This is a genomic window from Micromonospora sp. NPDC048169, assembly GCF_040652815.1.
Lineage (GTDB): Bacteria > Actinomycetota > Actinomycetes > Mycobacteriales > Micromonosporaceae > Micromonospora.
On record NZ_JBEZMS010000021.1, the window covers coordinates 17,570 to 33,333 of the forward strand.

Below are 15,764 nucleotides of genomic sequence, written 5' to 3' on the forward strand. Positions count from 1 at the left end.
CGCGGGACGGGGGCGGTGGACATACTTGTCGCATGTCGATCGTGCTGTCCGCGCCGGCCACTTCGACCGCGCCCGGTCTGCTGCTGCGCCCGTGGCGCGACGGTGACGCCGACGCGCTGATCGAGGCGTACCGGGATCCGGTGCTGCGCGCCTGGACGAGCCATCCGGTGACCGGGCCGGCGCAGGCGCGGGTGTTCCTGCGCCGCAGCCACCAGGGCTGGGCCGCCGGGCACCGGTTCATGTTCGCGGTGCTGGAGGAGGACCGGGTGGTGGCCTGCGTGGTGCTCAAGGACGTCCGCCCGGGCCGCCCGGCCGCCGAGGTCGGCTACTGGACGGCCGCGCCGGCACGCGGCCGGGGCGTCGCGCCACGAGCGGTGGAGGCGGTCACCGCGTGGGCGTTCGCCCGGTTCGCCGCCACCGGGCTGACCCACCTGGAGCTGCTGCACCAGGTCGACAACGAGGCCTCCTGCCGGGTGGCGGAGAAGAGCGGGTACGCCTTCGCCGAGGTGCTGCCGGCCCGCCCGCCGTACCCGCGCGACGGCCACCGCCACGTCCGCCACCGGCCCTGACGCCGGCGGCGCTCACCTGTCGGTTCGGGCGGCAGCGGCCGGGCCGAGCAGGCGCAGCAGCAGACGCGGTTCACCCGGCCACGCGTCGAGCAGCACCTGCCGGGGCACCTGCCGGGCGGCGTAGCGCAGCGCGAGCGCCACCACCACGATGTCGTCGAGCGGGCCGATCACCGGCAGGAACTCCGGGATCAGGTCGATCGGGCTGGCCACCCAGAGTCCGGCGACGACAATCGCGACCCGGGCGCGGCGGGGCACGCGCGGGTCGCGGCGCAGCCGCCGCACCGCCGTCACGCAGTCGGGCACGAACGCGGCCAGATCGCGCAGCAGCCCCGGCGGCAGACGCCGGGCCAGCAGCACCAGCACCCCCCAGCTCACGACCAGGCAGGCCGTCGCCACAGCGAGGCCGATGAGCCACTCCCGCACGCCGTCACCCCTTTCGTACCCGGTGGCACGCTACGCGGCGGCGTCGCCCGGCGCCCGGGAACAGCCCGGCGCCGCGCGACGCTGACCTTGTCGGACGGTGGCGGCTACCGTGGGTACGGGAGGTGACGGCGGTGACGACAGGCTGGGAGGCCGCGGTCGAGGCGCAGATCCGCTCGGCCCAGGAGCGCGGCGAGTTCGACAACCTGCCGGGCGCCGGCAAGCCGATCCCGGGGCGCGACATGCCCTACGACGAGGGCTGGTGGATCCGCAGCTTCATGGAGCGCGAGCAGATCCCGTCCGACCTGCTGCTGCCCACCCCGCTGCAACTGCGCCGCCGCATCGAACAGCTTCCGGCCGAGCTGCGCGACCTGCCCACCGAGGAGGCCGTCCGGTCGTACGTGGCGGCGCTCAACACCGAGGTGGTGGCCTGGCTGCGTACCCCGACCGGGCCACGCGTGGTCGTCCGCCCGGTGAACGTCGAGGAGGCGGTGCGCCGCTGGCGTGCCGACCGGGAACGCGTCACGCCGCTCGTCACGGCGCCCGCGCCGCCGCACGCCGCCCGGACCCGCCCGCGCCTCCGTTGGCGCTGGTGGCGCCGCTGACACGCGCTCAGGGGCGCGCTGCCTGCCAGGTCCACGCGGTACGCCGTGGCCGGTGGCCGAGCGGTGCGCGTCCGGTCAGCCACAGCAGCACCGGCGCCGGGTCGCAGCTCGGCCAGCATCGCCTCGTCCGGCTCGACCGCCGTCACGTCGCCGCTCACCTCGGCCAGCGTCATGGTGAGCTTGCCGGTGCCCGCGCCGAGGTCGAGCACCCGCGTACCGGGCGCGGGTTCGAGCGCCCACCGCACGGCGGCGCGCGCGTAGTCCGGACGGTGTTCGGCGTACGCGGTCGCCGCCGCGCCGAACGACGACGAGTGCCGGCGTCGTGCGTCTTCGTCCATCCGGTCACCCTATCGACGACGGCGATCATCGCGCCGGGCTAACCGTCCACACTGCGCGAGAGCTCACCGATGCTCGTCTCCAGCGCCTACGGCTTCCAGGTTCGCCGCGTGCGCCCGGAACTGTTCCGGGTCGGCCGGAGGTTCCGGCTGGTTCTTGATCACCGCGGCATGGTATTCGCCGTAGCGACGGCACTACCATGTGCGAATGGGCTCCAGTGGAGCGTCGGTCGAGTCCACCTTCTTCGGCACGTCGACAGTCCACGTGTCCGACGGGACCTCGGGCATCCTGATCGACGGCTTCCTGAGCAGACCCTCTCTGCTGCGCGTCGCGCTTGGACGCGTGGCTCCCGACCTCGGGCGGATCACCGCCGCGCTCTCCCGGGCCGGCGTGTCCCGCCTCGACGCGCTCTTCGTCTCCCACTCCCACTACGACCACGTCATGGACGCCCCCGCTGTCGTCAAGCACCTCGGCGGCAGGCTGTTCGGCTCCGAGTCGACGCTGAACGTGGGACGCGGCGCGGGCCTCGGCGAACAGTCGATGACCCGGATCGCCGACGGCGACGAGTACCGCGTCGGCGCGTTCACCGTGCGCGTATTCGGCGGCCTCCACAGCCCGGGCAACAGGTTCCCCGGCACGATCGAGAAGCCGCTCGTCCCGCCGGTCCGGGCGAGCAGGTACCGCGACGGCGGATGCTTCTCCTTCCTCATCACCCACCCCGACGGCTCGCTGCTGATCCACCCGAGCGCCAACTTCGTCCCGCACGCGTTCGACGGGCTCGACGTCGACGTCCTCCACCTCGCGATCGGCGCGCTGGGTGTGCAGTCCGAACGGTTCCGGGACGACTACTGGCGGCACGTGGTGGACGCGACCCGGCCCGCCCTGATCGTGCCGATCCACTGGGACGACTTCTTCGTCTCCCTGGACCGCGGGCTGCGGCCGCTGCCAGGGTTCTTCGACAGGTTCGCCGTGGCCAGGGCGTTTCTCGACGGCAAGAGCCGGGAGAGCGGCATCGCCGTACGGTTCCCGGAGCCCTTCGAGGTCGTCAGGCCGTTCGTACGCTAGGTGCTGTCATCACACGCGGCGCCTATCGCGAGACGCACCTCGACCTGCCGTCCCTGGGAGCGGATCACCAGCGGCACGCACGCCGGGCCCGCCACCCAGGTGCCGCCGGTGTAGACCGACCACGTGGCCGAAGCGGCCGGGCACGCCCCGACCTGCACCGTGGTCGCCGGGACGGCACCCGGGCCCCACCCGATGCGGGCGCGATCCGCCCAGCCGGGCGCCACCTGTATTTCCACTGCTGTTCCGGCGCGCACGTACAGGCCCCATTTGGCGAAGAGACGCGTCGGCCCTCGTGCGTCGGATGAGTCGTCGGGTCGCACCACAGTCGACGGCACCGCCACGGCGTCGGCCACGACCCGGTACCCCTCACCCGGAGCCGGAGTCGTGGCAACCGCATCGGCGCACCGCAGGCGCTGTCCGCCCTCAGGCATCGGTGGCAGCGTCGCGGCCGGCGCGCCGGGGGAGGTGGAGTCGGAGCCGGCAGGTTCAGGTCGCTCCGAATCGTCCTCACTGGTGCAACCGATCGTCGCGAGCAGCAGACAGGGGATCAGGACGAGGTGCCCCCATCTCCGGCTCGCGGCTCGCATGCCTCGATCCTGCCCAAACCTCGGCGCCGAGGGAACCCCGCGCCGAACCTGATTAACACATTATCGGTAATAGCAATCCAATAAATGGGTCCGACAAAGGGTGCAAAACATCACTGCACCATAATGACAGTTATGTGCGCGCAGGCTCCGTGGGCGCTGTCGGCGTACGATCACGCCACCGCAGCCGACCCCAGGGAGCAGGCGATGGTGTTCGACGCGACGCTGACCCGGATCAACGACGGCGTACAGATGCACCACCAGCACGGCCGACGGGAGGACGCCCGCGACCTGTTCGCCCGGATCTGGGACGAGATCGGCGGGGAACAGGGCGACCCCCTGCACGTCTGCGTCCTCGCGCACGCGATGGCCGACGTGCAGGACGACGTACGCCAGGAGCTTGTCTGGGACCGGCGGGCGCTCGCGGCGGCCGACCTGCTCACCGACGAGCGGGTCGCGCAGGCCGGGGTGCCGATGTCGGTCGCCGGGCTGTACCCGTCGCTGCATCTCAACCTGGCGGAGTGCCACCGCAAGCTCGGCGAACTCGACCAGGCCCGGGACTACCTCCGGCGGGCCCGGGAGAGGATCGGCGCGCTCGGCGACGACGGCTACGGGAATCTGATACGGGACGGACTCGACCGGATGTCGCAGAAACTGGCCGCCGGATAGGCCGCCCGCGACAGGCCGCAGGCGACTGGCTAGCCGCGGGCGCTCGCTGACGGGGCGACGGCGGCGACCACCAGGTCGACGATGCCGTCGGCGTAGTCGTCGGTCAGTGGGCCGTTGCGCAGCAGCCAACGGTGGTACAGCGGGCCGAACAACAACTCCACCACCAGGTCCAGGGGAGCGTCGGGGCGGACCTGGCCGGCCTCGCGGGCGGCCTCCAGGCGTACGCGGACCGCATTCAGTTGGGGACGGAGCAGCCGGTCGCGCGCCTGGGCGGCCAGGTCCTCGTCGGCGAGCGTCTCGATGGTGACGGCGCGGGTGGTGGCGGACAGCCGTGGATCGGCGAACTCGGCGACGGTTGCCCGGAGCACCTGACGCAGGTCGGCCCGCAGGTCACCGGTGTCGGGCAGGGCGATGACCTCCGGCATGTCGTCGGCGAGCGCGTCCAGGATGACCGCGCCCTTGCCACGCCACCAGCGGTAGATGGTCTGCTTGCCGACTCCGGCGCGGGCGGCGATCGCCTCGACGGTCAGGGCCGGGTAGCCGGTCTCGGTCAGCAGCTCCAGCGCGGCGGCGAGGATCGCGCGGCGGGACTGCTCGTTGCGGCGGGTGGGCTGCGGGATCACGCCGCGAGCCTACAACGAGACGAGACGTGTCGTCTTGACGGGGATGGCGGCCCCGTGCTCTGCTGTGGCGAGACGCAACGTCTCGTCTCAGCGAAATCTCAGGAGACCCCGTGCCGTACATCGCCATGGTCAGCATTCCGTTCCACGGCCACGTCAACCCGAGCTTGGAGATCATTCGTACCCTCGTGCGGCGCGGCCACCGGGTCACCTACGCCAACGACCCCGCCTTCGCCGAGGTCATCCAGGCCACCGGCGCGGAGCTGAAGCCGTACGCCTCGACGCTGCCCGCCGACGGCGGCGCCGGCACCGACGACCCGATCGAGCAGCTCACGCTCTTCCTCGACGACGCGATCGCCATGCTGCCGCAGCTGCGGGCCGCCTACGACGACGACCGGCCGGACCTGTTCCTCTACGACATCGCCGGCGCGCCGGCCCGGCTGCTCGGCGAGCAGTGGGGGATTCCGGCCGTACAGCTCTCCTCGACGTTCGTCGCCTGGGACGGCTACGAGCAGGAGATGGCACCCGTGGTCGAGGCGATGCGGGCCGATCCGCGCGGCGCCGACTACTACCGACGGTTCACGGCATGGCTGACCACGGAGGGTTCGTCTGTCACCGACAGCATGGCGTTCCAGGGACGGCCGCTCCGCAGCCTCGTCCTGCCGCCGGAGGCGCTCCAGCCAAACGCCGACCGGGTGGACCGGTCGGTCTACAGCTTCGTCGGCCCGGTCCTGGGCGACCGCGCCGACCAGGGCTCCTGGGTACGGCCGGAGCACGCCGAGAAGGTGCTGCTCGTCTCGCTCGGCTCCGCCTTCACCCGGCGGCCCGAGTTCTACCGCCGCTGCGTCGCCGCCTTCGGCGACCTGCCCGGCTGGCACACCGTGCTGCAGATCGGCACGCACGTCGACCCGGCCGAGCTCGGTCCCGTCCCGGACAGCGTGGAGGTCCACCGGTGGGTACCGCAGCTGGCCGTCCTGGAACAGGCGGATGCCTTCGTCACCCACGCCGGCATGGGCGGCAGCAGCGAAGGTCTCTACTGCGGGACCCCGATGATCGCCGTACCGCAGGCGGCCGACCAGTTCGCGAACGCCGAGCAGCTGGCCGCCCTCGGCGTCGCCCGGGTCGTCGACTCGGCCGGCGTCACCGCCGCGGAGCTGCGCGCGACGCTGCTGGCCCTCACCTCGGACCCGGCGGTGGTGGCCCGCAGCGCCGAGCTGAAGCGGCAGGCCCGCGCCGCCGGGGGCGCGGACCGGGCCGCCGACCTGATCGAGGCCGAACTCAGCGCGGCGCGCCGCGGGTGAGACACGGCGTGGTCGCGGTGGGATCCCGCCGCGACCACGCCTCGCTCAGTCCTCCGCCAGCACGGTGAAGGTGAACGCGGTGCTCGTCGGACGCTTCAACGGGATGTCGCACTTGACCCGGCGCAGCACCTCGGGCCGGGTGAGGCCGAACCGGTTGGCGATGAGCCGGTCCGGGCGTACCGGCACCGGATCGTCGAAGGTGACGTCCACCCGAACCGGCCAGCCGTCCAGCGGCACCGTGGGCGCGTCCACCGTCCACGCGTCGGTCCAGTCCAGGGTGAAGCGGCAGCGCCGGGCGAACGCCGGGTCCAGCAGGGTGGCCGCCACCAGGGCGGGATCGTTGAGCTGGTGGCCGTGCAGCTCGACGGGGTCGAACGAGCTGACGGTCGCCCGCTCGCGGACGGTGAGCTTGCTGGTCCGGTCGCAGGACACGCAGTGCACCAGCAGCCACACGTCCAGGATCTTGCCGTTGGCGTTGACGCGGAACCTGCCCCGGGCGGCGGTGGCCGACTCCGCCCGGCAGGTGACGCAGCGCAGCGACAGCAGCGGAAGGCGGGTCCGGCGTACGACCCAGGGCAGCACGATATGAGGTTGGGATGACATGGAGACCTGATCTCTGAAGACCTGACGCGAGGCCGATTACGCGCGGCCTCGGACGCTGTGGCCGGGCGCGCGAGGGCAGCCCGGGGAGCCGGCGCGCAACGGCCGGCTACAGGCGTGGGGAACGTGTCAGGTTCTAGAGAGCAGGAGGGGTCACGCGGAATCGTCCTTCTTCGCTGCGACGGGAGTGCGGGGAAACGTACAGGACGTCCGGAACCGCTCTCAACCCGTTTTCCGGCGCCGCCGCGATGCGTCGCCCGTCACTTCACTCACTAAAAGTTTGCACTCTCTGCAAGATCGCTCGTAGAGTCGTGGCGTGACCCCGGATCAGAGCCGCCCCGGCCTGCGTGACCGCAAGAAGCGCCAGACCCGCGCCGCCCTCAGCGCCGCCGCGCTGCGCCTGGTCGCCGAGCGCGGCCTGGACCAGGTGACGGTGGAGGAGATCAGCGAGGCCGCCGACGTGTCGGCCCGTACCTTCTTCAACTACTTCCCCAGCAAGGACGAGGCTTTGCTCGGCGACCAGCCGACCGACCGCGAGGTGCTTGCGGCCCGCATCGTCGCCGCGCCGCCGGAGCTGTCCGCGTTCGACGCGCTGCGCCTGGCCTTCGACGACGTGGTCGAGGCCGTCGAGGCGGACCGGGAGGTGTGGCTGCTGCGCCTGCGGGTGATCGCGGCGAACCCGTCGCTGCTTCCGCGTCTGATCAGTGGCAACGCGGAGACGGAACAGGTGATCGTCGCGGCGGTGGCCGCCCGGCTCGGCCTCGACCCGTGCCATGGCCACCCGACGCTCGTCACCACTGTGGCTGGCGCGGTCCTCCGTACCGCCCTGATGCAGTGGGTCGAGCGACCCGACACGACGACACTGCGCGAGCTGACCGCCGAGGCGTTCGCCGCCGTCGCCGCCGGCCTGCCCGATCCGCACGCCGCGACCTGACCCATTCGTACCGGCGGCCGCAGTCGCGCGGCCGCTCGCACGTGCACACGACAAGGAGTTCGATGACCACCGCCACTGTCGCGCCCGCCGAGGCGGGTACGCGGATGTCTCGCCGGGAGGTTCTCCAGGCGTTGTCCGGCCTGATGGTCGGCATGTTCGTGGCGATCCTCGCCTCGACGGTGGTGGCGAACGCGCTGCCCCGGATCATCGCCGACCTCAACGGCAGCCAGACCGTCTACACCTGGATCGTCACCAGCGAGCTGCTGGCGATGACCGCGACGGTGCCGCTGTGGGGCAAGATGGCCGACCTCTACAGCAAGAAGCTGCTGATCCAGCTGTCCCTGGGCCTCTTCGTGGTCGGCTCGCTCGTCGCCGGCTTCAGCCCGAACGTGGAGATGCTGCTGCTCAGCCGGGTCATCCAGGGCATCGGCGCAGGCGGCATGACGGCGCTCGCCACGATCGTCATGGCGGCCATGATCCCGCCGCGCGAGCTGGGCCGGTACGCCGGCATCTTCGGCGCCGTCTTCGGCGTCGGCACCATCGCCGGCCCGCTGATCGGCGGTGTCCTGGTCGACACGTCCTGGCTCGGCTGGCGCTGGTGCTTCCTCATCGGCGTGCCGTTCAGCCTGTTGTCCATCGCGCTGCTGCAGAAGACGCTGCACCTGCCGGTGGTCCGCCGCAAGGTCCGCATCGACTGGCTCGGCGCCCTGCTGATCACCTCGGGCGTGTCCACGCTGCTGATCTGGTCGTCGCTGGCCGGCAACAAGTTCGACTGGGCCTCCGGCTGGACCGCCCTTCTGGTCGGCGGCGGGCTGGCGCTGCTCGCGCTCGCCGTGTTCGTGGAGGCCCGCACCGAGGAGCCGATCATCCCGCTGGGCATCTTCCGCAACCGAACGGTCAGCCTCACCACAGTGGCCAGCATCCTCGTCGGCGTGGCGATGTTCGGCGGCACCGTGTTCCTGTCGCAGTACTTCCAGACCTCCCTGGGCAAGTCGCCGACGGTGGCCGGCCTGATGAGCCTGCCGATGGTGCTCGGCCTGCTGGTCTCCTCCACCGTCGCGGGCCAGCTCATCACCAAGTACGGCCGGTGGAAGATGTTCCTGGTGGCGGGCGCCGCGGTGATGACGGTCGGCATGCTGCTGCTGAGCACCATCGACGCGAACACGAGCGTGCCGGTGCTGTCGGTGCACATGGCGGTGCTGGGTGTCGGCGTGGGCATGCTCCTGCAGAACCTGGTGCTGGCCGCGCAGAACGACGTGCCGGCCGCCGAGCTGGGCGCGGCCACCTCGGTGCTGACGTTCTTCCGCAGCATGGGCGGCGCGGTCGGGGTCAGCGCGCTCGGCGCGGTCCTGGCCAACCGGGTGACCTCGCTGACCGTCGAGCGGCTGGGGCCGGTCGCGGCCGGCGGCGGGTCGGCCGAGGTGCCGGACCTGTCCACCCTGCCGGAGCCGGTGCTGCGCATCGTGCAGGACGTCTACGGCATCGCCACGTCGGAGATGTTCCTCATCGGCGCGCCCTTCGCGCTGCTCGCCCTGATCGTCGTGCTGTTCATCAAGGAGAAGCCGCTGAACACGCTCAGCGGCGACGAGCGCCGGGCCCGCGAGGAGGCGGCGGCCGCCGCCGGCACGCACTGAGGCGTCCGAGCGGGCGTGGGGCCGCCCCCGGGATCACCGGGGGCGGCCCCTTGTGCGTACGGTCAGCGTTGCGTGCGGTCGTTGATCTCGGTGCCGGACTCGCCGGGCATGGCACCGATCGCCTCCTCGGCGGCGCGTCCGCCGGTGCTCTCGTCGCCCTGCGTCAGCGAGCTGCGGGGCAGCCCGGCCAGGTGCGCCGGATCCTCGACCGGCTGGGGCGGCCACTGGTCCTGCGTACCGTTCGTCACCCCGGCGCGGCGTAGCGCCTCGACCAGTTGGTCCGGCGACAGGCGGTCGACCTCCTGCATGCCGGCCCCGCGCGCAATCGCCTGCAGTGTCTTCAGGTCTTCGCTCACGAATGTCTCGGCCATGCCCGAGCCTTCCCGGCGCTCAAGACAAGGAAACCCGGCCGGTGCCGCGGCCCGCCCCACCCACCCCGCCGATCATGACGTTGAGCCGGGCAAAACGGACACCTAGCACCGCCAACTTCATGATCGGCCCGAATGGGGGGGCTGGTCAGCGGCGGGCGGGTTTGCGGTCGGGGCGAGGGCGGTCGCGTTCCGGGTCGACCCCGACCTGCACGGCGAAGGCCGGGTCCACGGCCAGCAGCGGCCGGGGGCCGAACAGGGCCATGCCGGTCAGCAGCGTGTCGGTGTCCCGGCCCTGCCAGACCGGGCGGCGCTCCGGGTCCAGGTCGGCGTGTTCGCGGCGCAGCCGCCGCAGCAGCGCGCGGGCGGCGGCGCCGGTCTCCGGCACCTCGGTCAGCCACCAGCCGCCGAGCGCGGTGGCCAGGCAGCACAGCAGCAGCCCGGCGACCGAGGCCGGACCGCCGGCGGAACGCCCCTCCACCGCGCTGTCCACCAGCCGGGTCAGCCCGACCGCGGCCACCGCGAACAGCGGCACCGTGCCCAGCGCGATCCGCCGCCGCTGCGCCCGGGTGAGCAGCCAGCCGTCGCGGACCAGCCGCCCGACCGTACGGCGCAGCGCCCGGCCCACCTCCGGGTCGGCGAGCACGGCCGCCCAGGTCTGCGGGCGGCGCAGCGCGGAGTGCAGGGCGCGCACCAGCGCGGGCGACCCGGCCGGTGGCCGCCCCTGCGCCTGAAGGGTGGCGAGTTCGCCGACCTCGACCCCGCCGGCGCGGCGCAGCGCCGCCACCCCCACCTGGCAGGCCAGCAGCGCCCGGTCGGTCAGGTACGCCAACTCGACCCGGTCGGGCCTCGCGCCCCGGGTACGGCGGCCGGTCAGTTCGCGTACCGCCAGGGCGATCACGACTGCCACGGCGACCGCGCCGAGGTAGTCGAGGAGGAAGATCGGCCCGCTGACTCCCCAGAGCATGACGGCAAGTATCTCAGGAGCCGTGGCGTACCTCGGTGTCCCAGATCTGGGACCACCGACGCCGCAGGCCCCGGCCCAGGAAGATCGGCTCGCCGTTGTCCACATCGGCCCGTCTGGTCGACCCGGCCGGCGCCGAACTGCCGGGCGATCGCGGCGACCAGGACCACCGCCGCGCCGTCGTAGCGGCCGGCCAGCGACAGCAGCACGACGGTGCCGACCGGCCCACGACCAGGGGCGCGACGGTACGCGGACCGGCGGGCGGCGGGCCACCGGGTGCGGCGGCCTCGCTCCGATCGATGCCGGCGACTGATTCGGCCACCTGCCCATGATGGACCGCATCGGCGTGCCGTCGATGCCCCGCGACCCTCGGCCGGGTGGACGCAAACCGCTGGCCGGACGGCCGGGCCGGCGGCTAGCCTCCCTCGCGATGCGGATCCGTGACTACACCGACGCCGACTGGGCTCACGTCTGGCCGATTCTCTCCGACGTTCTGGCCACCGCCGACACGTTCGCGTACGACCCGGACTGGCCGCCGGAGACGGCGCGCGAGGTGTGGGTGGAGCGCCCGCCGGGGCGTACCTCGGTCGCGGTGGACCACGACGGCGTGGTGCGCGGCACCGCGAAGATGGGCCCGAACCGGCCCGGGCCGGGATCGCACGTGGCGACGGCGAGTTTCATGGTCGCGGCGGAGGCCCGCGGGCGGGGTGTGGGCCGGGCGCTGTGCGCGGAGGCGCTGGACTGGGCCCGCCGGCAGGGCTTCGCCGCGATGCAGTTCAACGCCGTGGTGGAGACCAACACGGCGGCCGTGGAGCTGTACCGGCGGCTGGGTTTCGCCGTGGTCGGCACCGTGCCGGAGGCGTTCGCGCACCCGACGCGGGGACGGGTCGGGCTGCACGTCATGCACCGGCGGCTGTGAACCGCGGCGGCGGTGACCGGAAAACGCCTCGCCGGATCCGGCGGTTGCTGACAGGCTGCCCGCCATGACCGCTCATGCCCTCGCCGGGGCGCTCGCCGACGAGCGTCGCCGGACCGTGTTCGCCGCGATCGTGCTCGGTGCCCGCGACGTGCCGGCCGTGGTGGCCCGCACCGGGCTGCCCGCCCGTGACGCCGCAGTGGCCGTACGCCGTCTCACCGACGCCGGTGTGCTCGACGACGGCGGCGGCGGGCTACGGGTCGACGCCGAGCGGCTGCGCGAGTTCGCCCGGGCCGGGGTGGCGGCACCGGCGGGCCCGGCCGCGAACCCGCGCGAGACGATCCTGCGCACGTTCCTGCGCGACGGCGCGCTGACCCGGCTGCCCGCGCAGCGGGGGCGCCGCCGCGTCCTGCTGGAGCACATCACCGAACGCGCCTTCGAGCCGGGGCGGCGCTATCCGGAGCGCGAGGTGGACGACGCGCTGCGCCGGTGGTGCGAGGGCGGCGAGGCCGACCACGTGACGCTGCGCCGCTACCTGATCGACGACATGCTGCTCACCCGCGAGCAGGGCGTCTACTGGCGGACCGGCCCGTGAGCGGCTGGAGCACGCAGCTCGCGCTCCCCGACGAGCCGGACGCCACGCTGATGCTGCGGGAGTACATGGCCGAGATGGTGCGCCGCTGGTACGGCCGCCCGGAGCAGCCCGACGAGGTGGACGCCGCGCTGGCCGAGAACCCGAGCGACGACCTGACCCCGCCGACCGGGTTGCTGGTGCTGGCCCGCCGCGACGGACGGCTCGCCGGGTGCGCCGGGTTGAGGTGGCAGCCGGGCTGGGCCGAACTGACCCGCATGTACGTGCGCCCGGAGCACCGGGGCGCCGGGGGCGGCGCGGCGCTGGTCGGCGCGATCGAGGCGTACGCGGTCGCCGGCGGTGCGGGGCGGATCTGGCTGGACACCCGCTCGGATCTGGTCGAGGCGCGTGCCCTGTACGCCCGGCTCGGCTACCGGGAGATCCCCGCCTTCAGCAGCGGTCCGTACGCCCAGCACTGGTTCGAGAAGGCGCTCGCGGGCCGGGTTGACGACGTGGCGGGGGCGCGCTAAAACAGAAGCAGGAACTTGAGTCTCCAAGACTCAAGTTGAGACCTTGGGCCAGGAGAACCGAGGAGGCAAGAGCCATGTTGATGCGTACCGACCCGTTCCGCGAGATCGACCGGATCGCCGAGCAGTTCTTCGGCACCACCGCCCGGCCCGCCGTGATGCACCTGGACGCCTACCGCGACGGTGACCACTTCTACGCGGCGTTCGACCTGCCCGGCGTGGACCCGGACAGCATCGACTGCACCGTCGAGCGCAACGTGCTGACCGTCCGCGCCGAGCGGCGCCGCCCCACCGGCGAGAACGTCGAGCTGGTCGCCGCCGAGCGGCCGATGGGCACGTTCACCCGGCAGCTGTTCCTGGGCGACACGCTCGACACCGACCGGCTGGAGGCCGGCTACGACAACGGGGTGCTGACGCTGCGCATCCCCATCGCCGAGCGCGCCAAGCCGCGCCGGATCGCGGTCAGCACGCCCGCCGAGGGCAACGGCCGCCGTCAGCTCACCACCGTCTGAGCAGGTCACGCCGACGCGGGGGAGGCCGGAGCACCGGCCGACCCCGCGTCGCCGTAGAGCCGGGTCAGTGCGTGCGCGGTCGCGATGAACCGTTCGCGCAGGTCGGCCGGGCTCAGCACCTCGACCTCCGCGCCGAGCTTCAGGAACTCGGTGTGGGCGTGCCGGACCGACTCGATCGGCACTGTGGTCTCCAGCCATCCGTCCGGGCCGGGCTCACCGGCTGCGGCCCGGGCGGCGCGGCTCATCTCCGGCGGGAACACGTACGGCATGAACTCCAGCGCCGCCACGGTGAGCCGGATGCGGGCCTGGTCACGGTAGACGTCGCGTTCGTAGCGGGCGGTCCACTCCCGCCAGTACGCGGCCAGGTCGAAGTCGTCGGGCCGCGCACACGGCTCGGCGGTGACCTCGGCGTCGAGCACCGCGCCGACCCGGTAGGTGCGTATCTGCTCCTCGCAGCGGCCCACCAGATACCAGCGGCCCGCCTTGAGCACCACGCCCAGCGGGGCGACCAGCCGGGTCACCTCCCGTGGGGCACGCCAGCGCCGGTACCGCAGCCGCACGAGCCGGTCCCGCCAGACCGCGCCGGCCAGCGTCTCCAGGTGCGGGGTGGCCTCCGGGTGCCGGAACCAGCCGGGCGCGTCCAGATGGAACCGCTGCCGGATCCGGCCGCTGCGGTCGGCCAGCTCACCGGGGAGCGCGGCGCGCACCTTCAGCTCGGCGGCGGCCACCACCGACGCCAGTCCCAGTTCGGCGGCCGGGCCGGGCAGGCCGGCGAGGAACAGCGCCTCGGCCTCTGGGCCGGTCATCCCGGTGAGCCGGGTCCGATAGCCCTCCAGCAGCCGGTATCCGCCGGCCGGCCCCCGATCGGCGTACACCGGGACTCCGGCGGCGCCGAGCGATTCGACGTCGCGGTAGACGGTCCGCACCGACACCTCCAGGGCGTCGGCGAGTTCCTGGGCGGTCATCCGCCCCCGGGTCTGCAGGAGCAACAGCAGGGAGACCAGCCGGCTGGCACGCACCCGGTGACGCTAACCCGGACCCGGGTGACCGGGGACGGGCGCGCCTCGTCGCCAAACCCCCCACTTACTGAGAACCTTTCTCACATGCTTCGCCCCGAGGTGCTGCCCCGCGCCCGTACCGCCGCCCTGCCCGCCGGCCCGGCCGACGTCACCGAGGCGTGGCTGCGCAACCGGCGGCTGTCCGAGCACACCCGCGACGCGTACCGGAGGGACGTCACCGGCTGGCTGAGCTGGTGCGCCGAGCGTGGGCTCGACCCGCTGCGGGCGACCTTCCTCGACGTCAACGCCTACGGCCGGGAACTGGAGTCCACCCCCCGCGGCCGGGCCGGCCGCCCGCTCACCCCGGCCACCGTCGCGCGCCGGCTGTCCGCGCTGTCGAGCTGGTACGACTTCCTGGTCAAGCTGGGCGCGATGGCGGCCAACCCGGTGTCGGCGGCGGACCGCCCGCGCGTGGACCGGGACCACTCCGCCACCGTCGGCCTGACCCCCGAGGAGGTCGACGCGCTGATCGCCGCCGCCGACGCCGACACCGGTCCGGCCGCCGCCCGCAACCGGGCCGCCGTCGCGCTGCTGGCCGACCTGGGCCTGCGGGTCGGGGAGCTGGTCGCGCTGGACGTGTCCGACCTGGGCACGGAACGCGGTCACCGCAGCGTCCGCTTCGTCGGCAAGGGCGGCAAGGTACGCCGGCGCGCGCTCACCCCGGGCACCGCGTACGCGGTCGACGCCTATCTGGCCGTACGGGCCGCCGCGCAGGGTGTCACGGTGCCGGAGCTGACCGGCCCGCTGCTGATCACCGCCACCGGCGGGCGGCTGGACCGGCATGCCGTGTTCCGGCTGGTGCGACGGCTGGCGCAACGTGCCGGGATCGCGGCGTGGGCGAAGCTGTCGCCGCACTCGCTGCGCCACGCGTTCGCCACCACGGCCCGCTCCGAGGGGGTGCCGCTGGAGGACGTGCAGGACGCGATGGGGCACGCCGATCCGCGTACCACCCGCCGCTACGACCGGGACCGGCACAACCTGGACCGCGACCCGGCGTACACCATCTGGGCTGCTCGGGCCCGCCGGCGCGGCTGAGCCGTCGGAGCGGGTGACCCGGCAGCGATGCGGGCCGCGGTGGTTCGCGGCCCGCATCGCTGACGGTCAGCCCTGCGGACGGGGGCAGAGGCAGAACGGCTGCCCGATCGGGTCCAGCAGGACGGTCCACCGCTCACCGCCGGGCTGGAAACCGGGCCGGGTCGCCCCGGCCGCCACCAGATCCTTCTCCGCGGCCGTCACGTCGTCGACGTAGAGGTCGAGGTGGTAGCGCTTGTCGCCGCTCTCGTCCGGCCAGGCCGGCGGCGCGAAGCCGGGCACCAGGCCGAAGCCGATCGACGTGCCGTCCTTGGTGATCATCGCGTACTCGGCCTCGCTGTGGGTGATCTCCCCACCGAGCGCGTGGGCGTAGAAGGCCGCGTGTGCGGCGGGGTCGGAGCTGTCCAGGTTGATCATGGCGATGTCTGCGTGACTGGTCATGCCGGGAGTCTGCCGTGCATACCTGCCACCTGTCGTCA

General features: G+C 73.1%; 21 protein-coding genes and 1 pseudogene. 12 read left to right on the forward strand and 10 right to left on the reverse strand.

What is annotated here, in order from left to right:
- Window positions 1–32 precede the first annotated feature (32 nt).
- Complete coding sequence (locus tag AB0D28_RS18820; RefSeq protein ID WP_357387323.1) at window positions 33–569, forward strand: GNAT family N-acetyltransferase; 537 nt, start codon at window positions 33–35, stop codon at window positions 567–569.
- Between the two features lie 12 nt (window positions 570–581).
- On the opposite strand, the gene AB0D28_RS18825 is transcribed toward AB0D28_RS18820, so the two are convergent.
- Entirely contained in the window at window positions 582–992 is a 411-nt protein-coding gene (locus AB0D28_RS18825; protein WP_357387325.1) for a DUF1232 domain-containing protein, read from the reverse strand.
- A 131-nt stretch (window positions 993–1,123) separates the two neighbouring features.
- Between AB0D28_RS18825 and AB0D28_RS18830 the strand changes: the two genes are divergently transcribed.
- Entirely contained in the window at window positions 1,124–1,594 is a 471-nt protein-coding gene (locus tag AB0D28_RS18830; RefSeq protein WP_357387327.1) for a DUF1992 domain-containing protein, read from the forward strand.
- 101 nt (window positions 1,595–1,695) lie between these two features.
- On the opposite strand, the pseudogene AB0D28_RS18835 reads toward AB0D28_RS18830, so the two are convergent.
- A pseudogene (locus tag AB0D28_RS18835) lies at window positions 1,696–1,932 on the reverse strand (rRNA adenine N-6-methyltransferase family protein); the annotation flags it as partial.
- Window positions 1,933–2,137: 205 nt separating this feature from the next.
- On the opposite strand from AB0D28_RS18835, the gene AB0D28_RS18840 reads away from it, so the two are divergent.
- Window positions 2,138–2,995 (forward strand): MBL fold metallo-hydrolase, encoded by an 858-nt coding sequence (locus tag AB0D28_RS18840; protein WP_357387329.1) that lies wholly within the window; start codon window positions 2,138–2,140, stop codon window positions 2,993–2,995.
- Here AB0D28_RS18840 and AB0D28_RS18845 read toward each other — a convergent pair.
- Complete coding sequence (locus AB0D28_RS18845; protein WP_357387331.1) at window positions 2,992–3,348, reverse strand: hypothetical protein; 357 nt, start codon at window positions 3,346–3,348, stop codon at window positions 2,992–2,994. The two genes, AB0D28_RS18840 and AB0D28_RS18845, sit on opposite strands and share 4 nt — an antisense overlap.
- Window positions 3,349–3,786: 438 nt before the next feature.
- Here AB0D28_RS18845 and AB0D28_RS18850 point away from each other — a divergent pair, with 438 nt between their 5' ends.
- On the forward strand, window positions 3,787–4,248 hold the full coding sequence (locus tag AB0D28_RS18850; protein ID WP_357387333.1) for a tetratricopeptide repeat protein: 462 nt from the start codon (window positions 3,787–3,789) through the stop codon (window positions 4,246–4,248).
- Between the two features lie 29 nt (window positions 4,249–4,277).
- On the opposite strand, the gene AB0D28_RS18855 is transcribed toward AB0D28_RS18850, so the two are convergent.
- Window positions 4,278–4,871 (reverse strand): TetR/AcrR family transcriptional regulator, encoded by a 594-nt coding sequence (locus AB0D28_RS18855; RefSeq protein ID WP_357387335.1) that lies wholly within the window; start codon window positions 4,869–4,871, stop codon window positions 4,278–4,280.
- Window positions 4,872–4,981: 110 nt separating this feature from the next.
- On the opposite strand from AB0D28_RS18855, the gene AB0D28_RS18860 reads away from it, so the two are divergent.
- A complete protein-coding gene (locus tag AB0D28_RS18860; protein WP_357387337.1) occupies window positions 4,982–6,169 on the forward strand; it encodes a macrolide family glycosyltransferase in 1,188 nt (395 codons plus the stop codon).
- A gap of 45 nt (window positions 6,170–6,214) precedes the next feature.
- On the opposite strand, the gene AB0D28_RS18865 is transcribed toward AB0D28_RS18860, so the two are convergent.
- Complete coding sequence (locus AB0D28_RS18865; protein WP_357387339.1) at window positions 6,215–6,751, reverse strand: DUF1062 domain-containing protein; 537 nt, start codon at window positions 6,749–6,751, stop codon at window positions 6,215–6,217.
- A 334-nt stretch (window positions 6,752–7,085) separates the two neighbouring features.
- On the opposite strand from AB0D28_RS18865, the gene AB0D28_RS18870 reads away from it, so the two are divergent.
- Window positions 7,086–7,703, forward strand: a complete 618-nt coding sequence (locus tag AB0D28_RS18870) for a TetR family transcriptional regulator (RefSeq protein ID WP_357387341.1) — start codon at window positions 7,086–7,088, stop codon at window positions 7,701–7,703.
- 62 nt (window positions 7,704–7,765) lie between these two features.
- Window positions 7,766–9,337: an MDR family MFS transporter gene (locus AB0D28_RS18875; protein WP_357387343.1), complete on the forward strand. Its 1,572-nt coding sequence runs from the start codon at window positions 7,766–7,768 to the stop codon at window positions 9,335–9,337.
- 62 nt (window positions 9,338–9,399) lie between these two features.
- On the opposite strand, the gene AB0D28_RS18880 is transcribed toward AB0D28_RS18875, so the two are convergent.
- The 3 genes from AB0D28_RS18880 to AB0D28_RS18890 all read right to left on the reverse strand — a co-directional run bounded on the left by AB0D28_RS18880 (window position 9,400) and on the right by AB0D28_RS18890 (window position 10,991).
- Window positions 9,400–9,708 carry a hypothetical protein gene (locus AB0D28_RS18880; protein WP_357387345.1) on the reverse strand — a complete coding sequence of 103 codons (309 nt, stop codon included), beginning with the start codon at window positions 9,706–9,708 and terminating at the stop codon, window positions 9,400–9,402.
- Window positions 9,709–9,853: 145 nt separating this feature from the next.
- Complete coding sequence (locus AB0D28_RS18885; RefSeq protein ID WP_357387347.1) at window positions 9,854–10,672, reverse strand: TIGR04222 domain-containing membrane protein; 819 nt, start codon at window positions 10,670–10,672, stop codon at window positions 9,854–9,856.
- 13 nt (window positions 10,673–10,685) lie between these two features.
- On the reverse strand, window positions 10,686–10,991 hold the full coding sequence (locus AB0D28_RS18890; RefSeq protein ID WP_357387349.1) for a hypothetical protein: 306 nt from the start codon (window positions 10,989–10,991) through the stop codon (window positions 10,686–10,688).
- Between the two features lie 108 nt (window positions 10,992–11,099).
- Between AB0D28_RS18890 and AB0D28_RS18895 the strand changes: the two genes are divergently transcribed.
- The 4 genes from AB0D28_RS18895 (at window position 11,100) to AB0D28_RS18910 (ending at window position 13,195) form a co-directional block, all read left to right on the forward strand.
- Complete coding sequence (locus tag AB0D28_RS18895) at window positions 11,100–11,588, forward strand: GNAT family N-acetyltransferase (protein WP_357387351.1); 489 nt, start codon at window positions 11,100–11,102, stop codon at window positions 11,586–11,588.
- Window positions 11,589–11,652: 64 nt separating this feature from the next.
- Window positions 11,653–12,180 (forward strand): DUF2087 domain-containing protein, encoded by a 528-nt coding sequence (locus tag AB0D28_RS18900; RefSeq protein ID WP_357387353.1) that lies wholly within the window; start codon window positions 11,653–11,655, stop codon window positions 12,178–12,180.
- Window positions 12,177–12,686, forward strand: a complete 510-nt coding sequence (locus AB0D28_RS18905) for a GNAT family N-acetyltransferase (protein ID WP_357387355.1) — start codon at window positions 12,177–12,179, stop codon at window positions 12,684–12,686. Before AB0D28_RS18900 ends, AB0D28_RS18905 begins: the two co-directional genes overlap by 4 nt.
- Window positions 12,687–12,760: 74 nt before the next feature.
- Window positions 12,761–13,195 (forward strand): Hsp20/alpha crystallin family protein, encoded by a 435-nt coding sequence (locus AB0D28_RS18910; RefSeq protein ID WP_357387357.1) that lies wholly within the window; start codon window positions 12,761–12,763, stop codon window positions 13,193–13,195.
- A gap of 5 nt (window positions 13,196–13,200) precedes the next feature.
- Here AB0D28_RS18910 and AB0D28_RS18915 read toward each other — a convergent pair whose 3' ends face one another.
- Entirely contained in the window at window positions 13,201–14,214 is a 1,014-nt protein-coding gene (locus AB0D28_RS18915) for a YafY family protein (protein ID WP_357387359.1), read from the reverse strand.
- An 84-nt stretch (window positions 14,215–14,298) separates the two neighbouring features.
- On the opposite strand from AB0D28_RS18915, the gene AB0D28_RS18920 reads away from it, so the two are divergent.
- Window positions 14,299–15,288: a tyrosine-type recombinase/integrase gene (locus AB0D28_RS18920; protein ID WP_357387361.1), complete on the forward strand. Its 990-nt coding sequence runs from the start codon at window positions 14,299–14,301 to the stop codon at window positions 15,286–15,288.
- 66 nt (window positions 15,289–15,354) lie between these two features.
- Here the strand turns inward: AB0D28_RS18920 and AB0D28_RS18925 are convergent, their stop codons facing one another.
- The gene (locus AB0D28_RS18925; RefSeq protein WP_357387363.1) at window positions 15,355–15,726 is read right to left on the reverse strand and encodes a VOC family protein; all 372 of its coding nucleotides are present in this window, start codon (window positions 15,724–15,726) and stop codon (window positions 15,355–15,357) included.
- Between the last annotated feature and the right edge of the window lie 38 nt (window positions 15,727–15,764).

Bases quoted from the DNA above. Each gene is read 5' to 3' on its own strand.
- AB0D28_RS18910 (WP_357387357.1), top strand. From the start codon at position 12,761: ATGTTGATGCGTACCGACCCGTTCCGCGAGATCGACCGGATCGCCGAG.
- AB0D28_RS18850 (WP_357387333.1), top strand. From the start codon at position 3,787: ATGGTGTTCGACGCGACGCTGACCCGGATCAACGACGGCGTACAGATG.
- AB0D28_RS18895 (WP_357387351.1), top strand. From the start codon at position 11,100: ATGCGGATCCGTGACTACACCGACGCCGACTGGGCTCACGTCTGGCCG.
- AB0D28_RS18920 (WP_357387361.1), top strand. From the start codon at position 14,299: ATGCTTCGCCCCGAGGTGCTGCCCCGCGCCCGTACCGCCGCCCTGCCC.
- AB0D28_RS18885 (WP_357387347.1), bottom strand. From the start codon at position 10,672: ATGCTCTGGGGAGTCAGCGGGCCGATCTTCCTCCTCGACTACCTCGGC.
- AB0D28_RS18880 (WP_357387345.1), bottom strand. From the start codon at position 9,708: ATGGCCGAGACATTCGTGAGCGAAGACCTGAAGACACTGCAGGCGATT.
- AB0D28_RS18875 (WP_357387343.1), top strand. From the start codon at position 7,766: ATGACCACCGCCACTGTCGCGCCCGCCGAGGCGGGTACGCGGATGTCT.
- AB0D28_RS18840 (WP_357387329.1), top strand. From the start codon at position 2,138: ATGGGCTCCAGTGGAGCGTCGGTCGAGTCCACCTTCTTCGGCACGTCG.
- AB0D28_RS18900 (WP_357387353.1), top strand. From the start codon at position 11,653: ATGACCGCTCATGCCCTCGCCGGGGCGCTCGCCGACGAGCGTCGCCGG.
- AB0D28_RS18820 (WP_357387323.1), top strand. From the start codon at position 33: ATGTCGATCGTGCTGTCCGCGCCGGCCACTTCGACCGCGCCCGGTCTG.
- AB0D28_RS18925 (WP_357387363.1), bottom strand. From the start codon at position 15,726: ATGACCAGTCACGCAGACATCGCCATGATCAACCTGGACAGCTCCGAC.